Origin of the sequence: Oceanobacter sp. 3_MG-2023, from assembly GCF_030688925.1 — a bacterium.
Lineage (GTDB): Bacteria > Pseudomonadota > Gammaproteobacteria > Pseudomonadales > Oceanobacteraceae > Oceanobacter.
On the sequence record NZ_JAUYVX010000014.1, the window covers coordinates 27,532 to 44,205 of the forward strand.

Below are 16,674 nucleotides of genomic sequence, written 5' to 3' on the forward strand. Positions count from 1 at the left end.
TCAGAAAGTCCAGCTGGCCTGGGCCCAGATTCGTGGGGTTTTATCATCATCACTTTCCGGTGCCTCTGAACCTGCTTTCCAGGATGAGCTTATATCGACGGTAAAGTCGGCATAATAAAGCACTGCTGAGACCCCAACCGAGCTCAGGTGGCGGTGGTTGTCGCTGTCGTCCCAGCGGTCTTTGTTGATGGTCACGGCACCGTAGTCAAACAGCGCGTTCAACTGTACATAGTGATTGAGGTTGTAGCGCAATTCGGTAGTAGCCAGCCAGCCCAGGTCTCCCTGGGCTTCTCCCTGAGGATAAGCCCGCACACCACTGCTGCCGCCAAGGCTGAATTTCTCACCGCCCCCCAGGTTGCCATCCGCCCACTGGCCGCGCAGGCGGGCAAACAGACTGAAACGATCATCCAGTCGTTGCAGTCGCACCAGTGTTGGCCGTACGGTATTAAAACCACCAATGGCCTGGGCACCCAGTTTGTCGCTGTTTTTGTCTTCGGTGTTGAGCATATTCAAACTGCCGTGGCCCCAGCCCAGCGCAAAGGCATTCATACCGCCACCAAACCAGTGGTCCCGGTTATTGCCTTCCAACGTCAGGGTATTCACCCGGTAGCGATTTTTGCTTTCACTATCGGCCAGATCGATCTGGTCATGCAGACGCCGCCATTGGCGATCGAATTTGACGTCGAGCCACAAATCGCGGTGGGCGATCAGTGGCTGACGGACAAACAAATGACCGGAACGTGCGCTCCCATGGCTGTCGAGGTAGGAAAAATCTTCCCCCAGCTCGTAGGTCAACCAGGAATACCCGCCGCCGATACTGGTACCCCAGCGACCTACGGGAATATCAATGCCACCGTAATAGTACTGCTGGTTGCCGTTGCTGCCGACCAGGTTAAGGTCAACCCGTTCACCCAGCCCCAGCAGGTTATTCACTTTCAGTAACGCCATGCTGCGATAACTGCCGGTGAAGCGGTTGCCACCGTTGTCAATCGACACCTGGCCTTGCAGCGCAGGCTCGGGCTCCAGTGTCACCAGTAAATCAGTCAGGCCCGTGCTGCTGCCAGGGCTGAGCACGGCATGAGTATTAACCCCCGCCCGTTCGTTGGTCAGCAGCAGCGCCCGTTCCAGCGCATCGGTACGAATGGCATCACCGCTTTGCAGTAGCGTCAGCGGTGCCTGTCCAAAAGATCTCAGACGGGTATTGTTGGTGACTTCCAGCTCGCCCAGCCGACCTTCCAGTACCTGCATGTCCACGATGCCATCCTGAATGGTCTGGGCCGGAATCACCACTCGGGTGAGTGGATAACCATGATCGCGATAATGGTGAGTCACACGGGCAGCGGCACCTTCCAGATCACCTAGCCCCATCATGCTGCCAGCCAGATCCGCTAACAGTGCGCTTAATTCAGCATCACTGAAGACCTGATTGTCGATAAAGCGAAATCCAACTATTTGCATGGTTGTACCTGCAGACGAACGAGCAACAGGGTCAGCCATGGCAGGAATGGTCAGGTCCAGTTCTCGCGGTGCGGGTAATTCTGCCGCTGGCTGGATTTCTCGTAATACCTGATCGCCTGCGGGTGCAGTCTGGGCCATCACGGCCGTTGGTAATATGCCGATCGGTAATAACAACAGGGCACGATAAAGCAATCGATTCATGGACGATCCTCCCCCTGACAAGGTGGGTTATTGCATTGACCCGGCATGGCAATTCCCCCCTGCCGGATTTCAAACAGTGAATCGGGTTCGTTCTGCTGATGGAAGGTCACCCGGTCGGTCAATGGTTGCAGCAATTGTTGCTGGGCAATCTCTGTTTCTATTGCCTGCAACTGCTGGGCAGCGCTACCACCATGCTGTTGCACAGTGACGAACGGCTGCGGTTCAGGCTCGGCTGCCGCGGGCAAAGCCAGCAGCGCCAGAGTAGATGGCAGCAACGCTGCCTTCAGCAGAACAAGCAGCGGCTTGACAGTGCCAGATGGCTGGTTATTGCAGCTTGGTTTCAGAGTGCTCACTGGTCGTCTCCCTGGCAGTCTTCGTTGGCTGGATCACAGTCGTCTTCGCTTAACTGATAGATCACCCCGTCAATCTCGATTTCATGGACGTCGGCGCTGTAGCTGCCGTCGCCCTGTTCGCCACCGCCTTCGCGGGCGGCAATCAGTGCCAGATCGTCGCTGGAGTCGCCGTCAAAGCGGTCGGTAGCGGATTCGGTTTCAGGCAGGTCTTGCTGGCTGGCATCTACCGCAGCGCGGGCTGCTGTGGTGGCAGAGGTAGAGGTGTTGCCGCTGTTGGTATCTGAGTCGTCAGAATCCCCATCTGAGAGGGTATCTGCGGAGTTATCAATAGCCGATTGCGGCTCCAGAATATAGGAGACATCGCCACTGGATGTGGAGTTGGTGTAGCTGCCCTCTTCGTCGTGACCGACCAGGCCACCCGTGGCAACGGCGCCGTCAACATTACCACTGGCACTGGAATCGCTGACGCTGCCACCTTCGTTCTGGCCGACCAGGCCACCGACCATACTACCGCCAGTCACGTTACCAGTGGCGCTGGAGTTACTGATGGTGCCGTCTTCGAGAGTGCCGACCAGACCGCCGACTCCCACACTCATATAGGTGTAATAAGGGTCGTCAGTTGAATCGGCATAAACATCCCCGCTGGCACTGGAGTCCGAGACACTGCCTCCAGACATGTCGCCAATCAGGCCGCCAATGCTGGTCTGGAAGAAATGGTCGTTTTCGACGTTGTAGGCATAGACATCGCCACTGGCGGAGGCATCACTGATATCACTGTCGGTTGCAGCACCGATCAGACCTCCTGTGTAGCCGCCGCCATAGACATCGCCGGTGCTCCAGACGTGGCTGATAATGGCGTTGGCCACACTGCCAAAAAGACCGCCAACGGCGTAGGAAATATTTCCGGCAGTACCGTCGTCCAGGTAGACGTCGTCACCGCTGATGCTGCCCGTGTTCCAGGCGTATTCCACAACTGAGTCCACAACGGTGCCATCGGTGGCTGTGTAGCTATTGATTCTGCCAATCAGGCCACCCACACCAGAGTGCCCCGTTACGTCGCCAGTGTTATAGGCATTGGTCAGGGTAATACCGCTGGCTCCGCCGATAAGACCGCCAATGTTACCCGTAGTAATAGTGATATCTGCACTGATAGCGTCAGCCTGATTGCCGGTGACGGTGGCGGAGGACGACACATTATTTACGTTGCCCAGGGCTATGGCCCCGGCAATACCCCCGATGTTTGTATTGGTTTCAGTGCCGGTCTGGGTGTTATCAACATTACCCGTAACCGCACCACTGACACGAATATTGTCGAGGGTGATATTGCTGCCATAGCCCAGCAAGCCACCGATATATGCGAACCCGGCAATATCAATGGTATCTAGAAACAGATCGCGGAACACAGCGTCGGTGGCCTGGCCAATCAGGCCGGCGTAGCTCTCGTAGCCAGTATCCACGGTCAGGCTGGCAATGGTATTGCCCAACCCGGCCAATACGCCGGTAAAGGTCGTGACGACCGCTTCGGTATCGCCGTAGGCACTGGCATCAATATCATTGGCGATGGCGTAATAACCACTGCCGCCGACGTCATTGATGGCTTCAATATCGTCCATGTCGTGCAGCAGTACGTAATCGTTACCGTCGATAGTGAGGCTGGCATTGGCGCCCCTGAGGGTAATGCCGGCGTCGGCATAGCCAGTGGTGTCGGCGTTGTAGTCCAGATGCTCACTATTAATGGCGTAATCGCCCTCGATAATCAGTCCGGCACTGGCGCCGCTGGCGTTCAGGCGAGCATTGATGTCCAGGGTGTCTGTGCTGGCCAGTCCAAGGGTGCTATCGCTGCTCCAGCGGATGTCATCACTGATGGTGATGCCTCCATCCATGGCATTGAGCAACAGGTTGCGTACGGCCAGTTGGGCGGCTACTTCGTCGGCGCTGAACAGGCCGCTGTCGCCAATGCTGATGGCAGGCACAGAGACGGACCAGGTCGCCGCTGCGCTGTCGTCGATCAGCGTCAGGCTGTCGAGGTTGAGGGTTTCACCGGCGGTTTCCAGCAGACCATTACTGATGCTGGCGCTGCCACCGAATGTCAGTGCACCGCTGACATCGTCCAGCTGGTAGTCAGTCAGCCCAGTGTCGTCGGTGGTCAGTGTCAGCCCGGAAGTCGCGGCCAGTACCACACTGCCATTGGTGGCGGAGAGACTGCCATTCTGGCTGACGCCCTGGCTACTGAGCAGCGCCAGCAAGCCCCCGTCGGCAATCACGATATCACCCTCGCTGACCACCGAGCCGGTTTCACTGGAGCCAACGGAGAAGATGTATTGGTCGTCACCGTCCATCAGCTCATCGTTGCTGAGGCTGAGCGTGCTGGCGACCAGAGCGGCCACGTCGACGTAGGAGCTGCTGCTGAACAGCACGCCATTGGAGTTAAGAAGGAATACCCGGCCATTGGATAGCAAGGTACCGTCAATAATACTGGCGGCATCGCCGGTGACACGGTTCAGTAATACCGAACTGCCATCTGGCTGGGTGATGGTGACGGTTTCGCCTGCGTCAATCGAGAAGACCTGCCAGTTGATCCAGCTGCTGGACTCGGTGGTGGTGATGCTGGTGGTGTTGACGTCTTCATCCAGGGTGACGCCGTTACTGCTGGATATGGCGACCCGTAAGGCTTCGGAAATTACAAAGCTGGTATCAGCATCCACCAGGGTGTAGTTGGCGTTATCAATAGTCAGATTGCTGATGTCCAGTTCATTACTTCCCTCCTCGCTGGAAAGCAGATTGGCTGTGCCGCTGAGGTTGACGGTATCGCCTTCCAATACACCTGAGAGGCTCAACTCGTCGGCGCTGATCGTCGTGCTGTCGAGTTCGGTGTCGGTGGTGCTGCCATACACGGTTAATACCAGTGGGTTGATGCTGGCTTCCGTGGTACTGGTGTCGTTTTCCAACAGATAATTAGCGGCACTGTCGCCAGCCAGGCTGATACCGCTGACGGTGACTGTCTGATCATCGCCAGCATCGGCGCTGTCGAAGTCGGCACTGTCGTACTCCAGGCTCAGTTCGCCACTGGCAAGGGTGTCAGCGGCGAGGCTGTCGGTGATGCTGAGGCTGACATCGGCAGTGGTCGTGCCGTCATAGGTCTTGTCACTGGCGCTGCTGCTGAGTTCCGAACTGTCGACCAGCCGTTGGGAAATTACTGCGCTGGCGGTAAAGCTGTCGCTTTTGAGAACATAGTTGGAAGACTTGCCGCCGTTGTCACCATCGCTGACACTGATATTGTCAACGGTAATAGTCTGGCTGGTGACATAGCCGTCACTCCAGGCGACATCGGCGGAGTCGTATGAGGCATCGTAGCTGAAGGTAAGGGTCTGGTCGCCGATCAGACCATTAAAGCTGCTGTTACCGTCAAGGTTCACATCCGTGGTGCCATCGTATTCTTTAGCGGCGTAAGTGGTGTAGTTATTATAATCGAGGTTGATCTCTGCCGGAGTGACGGTGAAATTACCGAGGATGCTGTAACCATCAACACTGCTCACCGTCACATCGGTGGCGTTGTAGTCGCCGGCATCCAGATACCCCCAGGACAGCGCACTTTCATCAATGAACAGCACATCGGCAGCGGTGTCGCCCGCCTGCAGGCCATAAATGGAGAGATTCCCTGAGGTATACGCATCTTCGCCGTAGTCCAGCGTTATTCTGCTACTGAGAGAGTTGGACACATAAACCGCATTCAGAGCTGCCAGCATGGGGAAGCCGCTGCCAGCACTGCTCCAGATTTCCGAATCGAAACCGACATAGTTGGCGAGGTCGGAGGCTTCTTCAGCACCCAGCTCTGTGGTGAGATCGACGTAGTCCTCAGAACCATCGTCGTCGACAGAGTCCACTGCCGTACCACCCTCGTTATGGGTCCAGTAGCTGTTGCTGATGGTGCCTGTGTTGTAGGCAACAAAGCCATATACGGTCCTTACAGAAGAGGCGCTACTGGTAAAGCGGGCATAGCTGTTTTCAATGGTGCCGCTGTTAATGTAGGCAAAGCCGGCCGCATAAGCTTTATTGCCGTAGAGCATGTCGTAGGCATAGGCATTGGTGATGGTACCGGTATTTTCGCCGACAAAACCACCGACCGTGCTTAGGCCACTGGTCATACTGCCGGTACCCGTTTCAGTGTCATGGTATGCATACGACTGGTCGATGGTGCCGTTATTCTGGCCAACAAAGCCACCGGCAATCAGGTCAGGAAAATCCTCTTCGTCATATCTACTGGAACCGGTATCGACCAGTAAGGTTGAATAGCTTTTGCTGATCGTACCGTTGTTAACCCCGACCAGCCCGCCCAAATAGGTCACTGTGGCCGCATCGGCATCGACGGTAGCACCGTTGTAGCGCGTAGAACTGTTAACAATGACACCGCTGGTTTCATTGGTGCCCACCAGGCCGCCACCGATATTGACGATGTAGAGACTTCCTGAGTAGGTATAGCTGTTGGCCAGCAGGCCGTAGTTGATGCCGACCAGGCCACCAATGCTGGAGTTACCCTCGTCATCGGCCAGGGTATCTTTCACAGCGACTCCGCTACCGACGTTGATAATGCTGCCGTAGTTGATATTGGCCAGTGCACCAATAGCACTGGCTGAGCCGCTGTCCTGACCGTCGATATTGCCAGCGGTCAGAATCAGGTTGGAGACCAGGGCGCTGTTTTCCAGTGTACCGAACAGGCCGCTGGCAATGCCGCTGTCGTCATAGTCGTTGCTATAACTGAAGGTATGGCCAAAGCCGTTCAAGACACCGGCAAAACTGCTAATGGTCTGGTCATCAAAGCCATCACCCAGGTCAACACCCAGTACGTAGTAACCGTCGCTGGCAATATCGGCCAGCTGGCTGGCAATATCGGCCAGCTGGCTGGCGTCGGTAATCACGGTATAGCTATTGCCGTTCATCACCACGCTGACGGTTTCGTCCAGATCGATTCGTCCGGTGAAGCTGCTATTACCTCCCTGTTGGGTGTACAGGCCGTAGAGAACGCCGTCCTCATCGATGCCAGTACCATAGTTGGCGACCAGTCCGGCGTTGTCGGTGGCTGTCATTACGGCATTGACGTTGATGTTATGGGTGGCGGTCAGGGTCAGGGCATTGCTGCTCCAGCTGACATCGTCGGCAATGGTAATATCGCCGTCGTCGCCACTGCCATCGGTCGATTGAATGGTGACATTGCTGGTTTGCAGGGCGCTGGTCAGGGCTGCTGCGGTCATATCGCCGTCGTCACCGACGGTAAAGCCATCCGGGTCTAGTAACCAGCTGCCGGTTGCCCCGTTCGCAGCACTGGTGTCTATGCTGATGGCACTGGCGACGCTGAGGCTGCTGGCGCTGGTTTCAATCAGACCACCGTCGCCGGAGGTGCTGCCACCGGTGGCGGAATAGCGGCCACCCGCCTGGGTGTCTTGTTCGGCGTACACCACAATGGTGCCACCGTCGCCGCTGCTGCCAGCGTCGGCCAACAGGCTGCTGTCGTTATCAATGCTGATACTGGTGGCATTGGTGAGACTGCTGCTGTCGGTCAGGCCGGTCGACGAATAATCACTGCCCTGATAACCGGCGCCGATTTCAATGCTGCCACCGCCTGTGGTACCTGATACGTCCAGAGTGGCCGCTGTGAGGCTGATGCTGCTACCGCTGATCTGGATGGTGCCGCCGCTGCTGGTTTGCTCGTCGGCTGCTGTGGTGTCGACTGATGAGGTATCGAGAGTACCGGACATCTCAACAGCACCATCGCCGCCGTTGAGCACTATGGTGCCGTTATGATCTTCCAGGCTGGCAGCCTGAATGATGCCGTCGTTATTCACCACTGTCTGTAACAGGTTGTCGGCGGCACTGGCGGTCAGAATGACCTGGCCGCCATCGGCCTGAATCAGCTGGTGGTTGGCGACCAGAGCGCCTAGGGTGGCTTCGTCAATTGCCACAGAAAGCAGGCCATCTCCAGCAAAATCCAGCGTAATGACGTTACCTGCTGCCAGCGCTACCGTGCCCAGTCGAGCGCTGATGACCCCGTTGTTGGTGACGCTGCCCCCTAATAGAGCGACGGCACCACCATCGCTGATGAGGCTGCCGTTGTTAACCACGGCGGCATTATCGCCATCGCCACTGAACTGGTAATTGCCGTCCAGAAAGTCGTCATCGCTGATATCCAGGGTCGAAGCCACCAGACCGGCGGTATCCACCGAAGCATTTTCACCAAACAAGATACCGCTGCTGTTGATCAGAAAGACCTTGCCATTGGCACTCAGACTGCCGTAAATCTCCGACGCATCACTGGTCACTACCCGGTTTAATGCCACCGAATCCGACGATGGCTGAACAAAGGTCACACTGTTTTCTGCACCAATATCAAAGGTTTGCCAATTGGTAATCAGGCTGTCAGTGCTCTGATTGATGGCCATATCGTTGCCGCTGGTACTGATACTGGCCTCGCCAGACACAATATCGGCACCGGTGGGTAAATCGGTCGCCAGAGCAGGCAGGCTGGCCAGCAAGCAACAGGCGTACAAGCCGCTGCGCATGGCAGAACGGGAAACGGAACGGACCGTGGCGCTGCGGCTACGGCAGCGACTGAGTTCAGAGGTTGCCTGATACTCACCCACACTGGGGTTAAAGACCGTGCGATAACATCGGTTCATACAAAAACTCTCCCAATACCAGGCCCGCCAGTGCAGGTGGCATAGACATCATTAACGGGTTGCACAACAAGAGGAGCCCTGTCAGCGATGCCTAACAGGGCGAGTGGGATCAGAACGCCAGACAGTAATCTTCCAGCTCGGCCTGACCAGCGCTGCTGGCAAGCCAGGTCATGAAGGTGGCTACCGCGGTATCTACATTGGTCGTGCCACTGTAGATCTGGATCGCTCCATGATCATAGGTATCGTCAAACACATGATAGGTGGCACCGCTTGGCACACTGACGGTGCCACTGCTGCAATGCAGTGCGGTCGGCACAAAGCCGGATTCCATCGTGCCGCTCGACACATTGTTGTCGACCATTTTGATGGTGCTGTATTGGGTGGTATCAGAGGAGGAGCTGATCGGAGAGTAATAGTCATCGATCATATCTTCTGCGGCCACACCGTAAGGACCATTGGTTGGATTACAGATACCAATACCAGGGCTGGTGTAGTTGGCAATAAAATTGGTGGGCCAATTGGTAGAAACATCAACATTGCCATTGGACCAGTGCATCAGCTTGCCTTCGGAAACAACTTCTACCGAGGAGGTGTAGCCCAGTGCGTAGTAGTCGTCGTAGAGATCATCGGGATAATCGGTATCCGCCGAAATAAATAACTCGTAGACCACTACGTCGTTATCCAGGTTATTGGCAATGGTGGTTGCGTGGCTACCAGACGAACCCGTAGCAATCGTAAAATCAACACTGTAGCCCAGATTGGTATAGGCACTGGATGCCTTGAATGCCTGGATCACCGGGCCTTCGGTAGTGCCTGAACCCAGCGCATCTTCAAATAGCTTGGCAGCGGCGATTTCAACGGTAACCGCCTGGGCGGAAGCGCTGAAGGCGATGGCCATGGCGAGAGTGCTGATAACGGGCAGAACTTGCTTTTTCATAGGGTTATTCTCCATCAAGTGTCACTAGTGAGGGTTACCCGCTTGGTGTTGCTACCACTTGCCAGCGCAGGAATTTGGCAAGCGAACACTTTTCTATAAGGTTTAACTAAATAACGACACATACGGAGGGAATAGCAACAGATATACCAGTTGTTGCATGAAGTTTTCTCAACCAGAAAAACCACCATCACTTAAAAATAACTATTTGATTTTTAAGTAAATAAATCAAAATTACAGTGATATACCGTGATGTACTGAAGGTGGCATCAACAGGAGATTGGCGGCGTTTGGCAGGCTTGCAATGTTATATGTAGTACAAATACCTATAATTGTCGTAAATAAGACGGAATTGTGTTTTTAGTAGCTTTTTGGTTCTTTTTTGATCCGCTTTTTGACTAGAAGGCTGTTTTTAGATCAAACAAGCCTGAGAAATATCCTATTTTTATATTACTTATATTTACATATATTGAGTCAACTGATTGTTAATCGAAGCTAGATTGACTTGTAGGGCTGGATAGCCAGTCCATTGAGACGGGGGCAAGGCATGCGCCAGTGCGTTCACACTTCAGGTCACATCTATAAATGACAGTGCTCCAATAAATTGGAGCCTTCCCAAAAGCCGGGGTGATTCAGTTTTTGACTTCTGAACCCCAACCCCACTCTCAGCTTTCTTGAGGATTATGATGGTAACGCAAGGCGGGATAACTGCTTTCGTCCAACTGGTACAGCGTCCGGATAGACGCCGGGTTAATCACTTCTGGTGGCGGCCCTTGCTGCAGGATTTTTCCTTGATGCAACAACACCGCCCTCCCCGGCAACCCCAGAGCATGATCCGGGTAGTGGGTGGTTTTTATAATGCTGTAGCCGTCGGCGGCGAGATCTTTTAGCAGGGAAAGCAAACGCCACTGGTTACCAAAGTCCAGGCCGTTCACCGGTTCGTCCATCAGGATCACCGTCGTTTGCTGCGCCAGCGCCCGGGCGAGAAAACAGAGCTGTTGCTGACCACCAGAGAGTTCGGTACAGGTTTTATTGGCCAGGTCGGAGATCCCCAAACGCTGCATAGCCTCATCAATTGCCGCGTCATCATCTTTGCCAGGTTGATGATAAAAGCCGTGGTGAGGAATACGCCCCATCGCGACCAGGTCCCGTACCCGGTATGGGAAAGGCAGCTGTCCCGCCTGAGGAACATAAGCAATCAGCCGGGAAATATCCCGCCGCGTCCACTCCTGCACTCGCTTGCCAAGCAAGTAAACATCGCCTTGAGTCGGCTGCAACAACCCTTGCAACAGTTTCAGCAAGGTGCTTTTACCGCAGCCATTGGCGCCCAACAAGGACACCACTTCTCCAGTGCCAATATGAAAACTGATGTCATTCAGAATTGTCTGCTGAGGTTGGTGCGGGTAGCGGAACGTCAGGTGACTAACCGTCATCACAATATCGTTCATGTATTCCACCCTTTACGAACATTACGCAACACCAACAGAAACACAGGCAGTCCGATCAGTTCGGTCACAACACCAATAGGGAGTTCCGCCGCCATGAGGCTTCTGGCTAACACGTCGGCGAACAGCATGAAAATGGCGCCAACCAGGGCGCTGGCCGGTATCAGCTGGCGATTTAATGGCCCGACCAGCAGGCGGGCAATATGAGGGGCCAGCAAGCCAACCCAGCCGATCATACCCACCAGCGAGACCGTTAATGCCGATGCCAGCGTTGCCAGCAGAATCAGCATCAGCCGTACCCGACTGACCGACAACCCCAGCGCCGTTGCACTATCGTCTCCCAGGGTCAGTATATCCAGCACCCTCCCCTGTAACGTCAAACCAATAATCGCTGCCAGCATCAGTGGTGCATACAGGGCCAGATCACCCATATTGGCTAACCCCAGCGACCCCATCAGCCAATAGATAATGGCTGGCAACTGCTCATAAGGATCGGCAGCGTATTTTACCAATGCCAGCAGGCCGGCAAACAAGGCGCCGGTAAAAATACCGCCCAGCACCAGCATAATGGTCGAGGCATTACCAAACATGCGGCCAATTCCCAGCGCCACTACCACGGCTAACAGGCCGCCAGCGATGGCCCCCAGCTGTACCATCCACCAGGCTGGCGCCAAGACCATCATCAAGGCAGCACCGAATGAAGATCCTGCGAGTACTCCCAATAATCCGGGAGAAACCAGAGGGTTAATAAACACCGCCTGATAGGTTGAGCCAGAAACGGCCAGCGCAGCCCCCACCAAAGCCGCAGTTAGCAACCGGGGCAAGCGAATCTCCATCAGCAAGGTTTCCAGCAACTCGTAGCGATTGCTATCCATTGTCTGCCAGCCAATATGGGCCATAAAAAACTGTACAATATCCTGTATTTCCAGTGCATAACGGCCTGAAACCAAGGACAGTAGAATGGCGGCTGACAGTAGTCCGACCAATAGCATCCAGCGGCCAGACAGGTAATCTGGCCAGTGGTATGACAGTCGCCCGGAGGCTTTTAATAACCAGTCCGTCATTGCTCTAGGCGGCCAAACGCCGCCAGGTTGGCCAGCAGACTGGCCTGGGCATCTGCCAGCCGATAACGCGATAACGGTTCCATACGTGTGCGGCGGTTCACCATACGTAAAGAAAATGCCTCCATCCAACGCCAATAGGTGTCCCGCCAGTGCGATGGAAAGTCCACATCATCAAAGCTGCGCAATAATTCCAGCAACCAGACATCACGTGCGGCTTCATCAATACTGACAGGGAAATGTCGCTCACGCATACGCACCTCTCCATGCCGTTCGGTAAAATCAACCGGCCCCCCGGCCCCTTCCAGAATAAAGGCCACACTTTTGGCGACCGTAGCGGCAAAGGCATGGGGTTGCTGTGGAAACAAGGTACCGATCACGCTGAGCTGAAGCCGTTGGTGATGCCGCTCAACCAAGCCGGTCAGAGCCTCGGCCCCGACCTCGTTATACAATGCGCTGGAGGGCAATGGCACCGCTGGAAAAGCTTCTGTCTCTTTACGATTCATCCAGCGCTCCTGCGGTTCGGCTTGCAGCTGGGAGCCACTGCAAAAGCAGTCTATTTGTTTGGCATCCGCTGGTATCCGGTTCAATTCGTCGATATCACGCTTGCTCATTACTCATCTCCTTTGATTGCCTGGTCGCTATCCAGCAAGATTGCCAGCTGCTGATCGGTCAGATCCACACCCAGAAACAGCTGGTAAAAATGACGGGTTTCTTCTTTCAGGTTGAATGGAAACTGTTGTGGATAAAACGCATTCGCCAGCCACTGGATACCTAACGCCCGCATAAAAGACGGTGGCCGATCCAGCCAGTTCATGGGTAAATGCGGCACAGTCAGTACCCGTTGATTGAGGAAGGCTGAAAGCCGCTGCCAGCGTTTATCGGCAGCTGCCCTACGAGTAAACATAGAGTCCTGGGCGACGATATACTGCGGATTCCAAAGCATGACCTGCTCCATATCCACTCGCTCCTGCCCCATCATGGTTTTCGGCTGACAACGATAAAGGTTGTACCCGTGAGCCAGGTTGATTGCTTCAGTATGGAAGGAGGTATGACAATCGGTAGCCAGGCCGTCGGCTGTTTCGGCGTAATACACGGTCACCCGTTGTTTATTGCCAATACCAGCCAACCCGCTGCTAACCCGTTGCAAGGACTGGCGGATATAGGCAGCCAGTTGCTTGCCCCGTTCAGCCCGCCCAACCAAAGACCCGACATACTCAAATGCGGCTATCCAGTCTTCCAGCGTATCCAGCTTGACGTACACAATCGGAATGCCGGTGGTGCGAAACGGCTTTTCAATCACATCACTGCCTGGGGACATAAACCGGTTTAACCAAACCAGTGCCACATCCGGCTGCAATTGCAGCAAGGTTTCAGGGTTAACCTGGCGGCCATGCCCCATGGAACTGCCAATAATCGGCAGGGTCGACATCCGAGGATCAACAAAGCCATCGCTGGCCGGAGAAAAAGGAATATTCAACGCCAGTACCAACTCAGGATCGAGTGCGTAAAGCAGAGCAGTCAAGGGAGGAGCGGCCCCGAGTGGGCGATGTATATGATCAGGCAAGATGACTTCTCTGCCAGCCATATCGGTTGTCATCGACGTTGTCTTGGCCGCGACCACAGACTGATGAGCAGACAGTAACATCACCCCCAAGAGGATATGCAGCAGCCAGCTATTACATCTTCCGGTTTTTTCCCACAACACGTTCACTTTGGTTACCTTTATAGGAATGCTTCAATAGTAATAACTTAAGAAGCAAAACAGGTACCATCTGTATAAATTTATAATACATTGATTTCTATAGATTTTTATAAATCAAACGTGACCGCTCATGTCGCAAAACAGACACCATGTCGTTATATATACAAACTACCTAACGAAGTAACAAACCTGATAAAAACAGCCTCCGTTGCAGATCCGGCAATCACAACAATGGCCTGAGGAGAGATAATCCATCAACACTGATCAAAAACAGCAACGCCCGCTTGAGACGAAGCTCAAGCGGGCGCTGTCATGCCAGACCAATGGCAGGGATTATTCAGAAAGGTGTTACCGGGTCGTGCCTAGTGGTCATGACCACATTCATGATCGGTATTATCGAAATCGATGGCCATAAAGATCGCGCTTTGTGGGAAGTCGGCCGGGTAGCACATAAAATACTGGGTCGCTTCATCGACCGGCCACCAGCAAGAAGCAGCACGCGGAATATCGGCCAGTTCAACGCGTTCGATGCAGTAATGAAGACCAAGACCAGCCACTTCAGGGAATTCTTGTTCGAAGCTGGCCGGGAACCCATCAATCGCTGTATCGGTTTTATCTTCCAGGCTCAGTGCCTTGAGTTTCTCTTCCCACTCTTTTGCCTGAGTGCATTCGACAAAAAAATCAGCCAGGTAACGTGTATGGTATTTTTTGGTGATACGGGCATTTGCCATGTAAATATCCTGTTGAAGCGGTTGTTGTAGCGGTGTGTATAACGAATGTCACCAGGGTAAAGGCTGGCCATTGGAATGCCAGAAACCACCACTGTTGCTTATTGTCAGTTCATCGATGCGAGCAACCAGCCCTTCGGCTGCTTGCTGCGGAGAAATATCACCCGCAAAGTTCACCATGCGGGTTTGGACAAAGCCGGGATGTAATTGTGCCACGGCAATACCGCGAGGTCTGAGATCTTCTGCCAGGCTTTTGCCGAACGCGTTTAATGCAGCCTTGGATGCTCGATAGCCGTAGTAACCACCGGAACCATTATCTGCCATAGATCCCATGCGGCTGGTGATATTGGCAATTTTACTGCCCTCACACATCAGCGGCAGCAAGGTGTGTACGAGCCGCAGCGGTGCCAGGGTATTCACTTCAAACTGGCGACTGATCTGCTCGAAGTCCAGCTGATCCAGAGTGTCGTTGGCAAAGATACCGGCATTATTGACCAGTAGATCGAGCGGTCCATCCAACAGCTCCGCCACGATCGTTTGCAACCCCTGGACAGCCTCGGCATCGGTCATATCGATACCGGTAATAATCTGGTCTGCCAGTGTATCCAATGCTTCCGAAGACTCACGACAAACCGCCATAACGCAGTCTCCACGACTGGAAAAATGACGTACCAGTTCTAGCCCAATACCCCGGTTGGCCCCGGTAATCAGTACATTCGCCATGCCTCTCTCCTGTCTGGTCGGTTGATATGAACAATCCGCGCCATACTAACCAAGGGCCGTGACAGGATGCAATGACTATGGTGTTTTCCTGGCGACCACCTCTGATCAGGCAGGCGTCAGTTCAAGCATCAACGCCTGCATACGCTGGTGCTGCATTCTGAGCGCATATTCCAGCTCCTGGTAGCGCGTACGAATCGCCGCCTTTTCCCAGCGACAAGCCAGAGACTGACGCGTACTGGAGTAACGCTCCCCTTGCAGGTTGGTCCAGTCGTTCAGCATGGATTTAAACTGGGCATATTCATTTTCCAGCACCGCACTCCAGCGCTGGTAATCGGCTTCTTTAAGCTGCCGCAAAGCCAGCTCTTCCTTCGCTCGCTTGAACTGCATCTGAACCTTGGCGCGCTGGATTTTAAAATCAGATATGGTTTTCAGATTAGAGGCCAGGCCAACCCATGAGCAGGCCTTGATAAACCATTTGGTTGGGTCCCAGTGATACCAGCGAATACCATTGCGGTAGTCATTCTGGAAAATATGGTGGTAATTGTGATAGCCCTCACCATGGGTCAGAAAGGCAAAAAACGGATTATCGCGTGCAGTATTTTCATCGGTATAAGGCTGGCTACCCCATTTATGAGCAATGGAATTAATAAAAAAAGTAACGTGATGGGTCGTAAACAAGCGCAGCAAACCCGCCAGCAGCAACATGCCCCAGACATCCCCGAACATCCATCCCAGCGCAGCAGGCAGACCCACGTTCATGGCTAATACAATCCAGACGTAGTATTTGTCTTGCCACATCACAATGGGGTCTTTCAGCAGGTTTTTGACGTTGGCGTAGTCAGTTTTGCCTGACGGCCACTCTCGCAGCATCCAGCCGATATGGGAAAACCACAACCCCCGCTTGGCGGAGTATGGATCATGCTCGACATCATCAACATAACGATGGTGCTTGCGGTGGCCAGAACACCATTCCAACACGGTATTCTGCAGGGCAGAAGCTCCCCACAAGACGTACCACAGGCGCAACACCCAGTGTGCTTCATAGGCATTGTGCGACCAGAGACGATGATAGCCACCGGTAATCGCCATCCCTGTCAGCCAGGTGATCACAATATAGGTAACCCAGGCCGAGGTCTCATAACCATAGGTGAAGCCATACCAGGGCACCAGGGTCAAGACGCCCAGCGTGCTGGCTGCAAACATGATGGTCGGAACCCAGTAGATAGGCGGCTTGTTATTGTTCTGATTATTTTCACTCTGCTCGCTGGCAGATGGTGCTTGATCGTTTGACAGCATAATACCCTTTCTAGTGACGGTCGGTGCAGTAACAAACACACCTCTAGTATTTATACTAAACCACGATTGTGTCATTCGACATGCGACATGAGTGAAATA

At 54.0% G+C, this 16,674-nt stretch carries 11 protein-coding genes; all 11 read right to left on the reverse strand.

Translation table 11 applies throughout. The annotated features are described in order from the left end of the window. A complete protein-coding gene (locus Q8W32_RS13100; protein WP_305415288.1) occupies positions 1-1,659 on the reverse strand; it encodes a ShlB/FhaC/HecB family hemolysin secretion/activation protein in 1,659 nt (552 codons plus the stop codon). Continuing rightward, entirely contained in the window at positions 1,656-2,012 is a 357-nt protein-coding gene (locus tag Q8W32_RS13105) for a hypothetical protein (protein WP_303431994.1), read from the reverse strand. The genes Q8W32_RS13100 and Q8W32_RS13105 overlap by 4 nt, the downstream gene beginning before the upstream one ends. Next, positions 2,009-8,683 carry a filamentous hemagglutinin N-terminal domain-containing protein gene (locus tag Q8W32_RS13110; protein ID WP_305415290.1) on the reverse strand — a complete coding sequence of 2,225 codons (6,675 nt, stop codon included), beginning with the start codon at positions 8,681-8,683 and terminating at the stop codon, positions 2,009-2,011. The genes Q8W32_RS13105 and Q8W32_RS13110 overlap by 4 nt, the downstream gene beginning before the upstream one ends. Before the next feature lie 109 nt (positions 8,684-8,792). Next, positions 8,793-9,620 carry a substrate-binding domain-containing protein gene (locus Q8W32_RS13115; protein ID WP_305415292.1) on the reverse strand — a complete coding sequence of 276 codons (828 nt, stop codon included), beginning with the start codon at positions 9,618-9,620 and terminating at the stop codon, positions 8,793-8,795. A gap of 662 nt (positions 9,621-10,282) precedes the next feature. Beyond that, the gene (locus tag Q8W32_RS13120; protein WP_303431991.1) at positions 10,283-11,065 is read right to left on the reverse strand and encodes an ABC transporter ATP-binding protein; all 783 of its coding nucleotides are present in this window, start codon (positions 11,063-11,065) and stop codon (positions 10,283-10,285) included. Continuing rightward, positions 11,062-12,126: an iron ABC transporter permease gene (locus tag Q8W32_RS13125; RefSeq protein WP_305415293.1), complete on the reverse strand. Its 1,065-nt coding sequence runs from the start codon at positions 12,124-12,126 to the stop codon at positions 11,062-11,064. Before Q8W32_RS13125 ends, Q8W32_RS13120 begins: the two co-directional genes overlap by 4 nt. Beyond that, positions 12,123-12,737 carry a hypothetical protein gene (locus Q8W32_RS13130; RefSeq protein WP_303431989.1) on the reverse strand — a complete coding sequence of 205 codons (615 nt, stop codon included), beginning with the start codon at positions 12,735-12,737 and terminating at the stop codon, positions 12,123-12,125. The genes Q8W32_RS13125 and Q8W32_RS13130 overlap by 4 nt, the downstream gene beginning before the upstream one ends. Further along, positions 12,737-13,723: an ABC transporter substrate-binding protein gene (locus tag Q8W32_RS13135; RefSeq protein WP_305415295.1), complete on the reverse strand. Its 987-nt coding sequence runs from the start codon at positions 13,721-13,723 to the stop codon at positions 12,737-12,739. The genes Q8W32_RS13130 and Q8W32_RS13135 overlap by 1 nt, the downstream gene beginning before the upstream one ends. A gap of 467 nt (positions 13,724-14,190) precedes the next feature. After that, the gene (locus Q8W32_RS13140) at positions 14,191-14,559 is read right to left on the reverse strand and encodes a hypothetical protein (RefSeq protein WP_303431987.1); all 369 of its coding nucleotides are present in this window, start codon (positions 14,557-14,559) and stop codon (positions 14,191-14,193) included. 48 nt (positions 14,560-14,607) lie between these two features. Beyond that, positions 14,608-15,279 (reverse strand): SDR family oxidoreductase, encoded by a 672-nt coding sequence (locus Q8W32_RS13145; protein ID WP_303431986.1) that lies wholly within the window; start codon positions 15,277-15,279, stop codon positions 14,608-14,610. A 105-nt stretch (positions 15,280-15,384) separates the two neighbouring features. Then, the gene (locus tag Q8W32_RS13150) at positions 15,385-16,575 is read right to left on the reverse strand and encodes a fatty acid desaturase (protein WP_305415296.1); all 1,191 of its coding nucleotides are present in this window, start codon (positions 16,573-16,575) and stop codon (positions 15,385-15,387) included. Positions 16,576-16,674 lie beyond the last annotated feature (99 nt).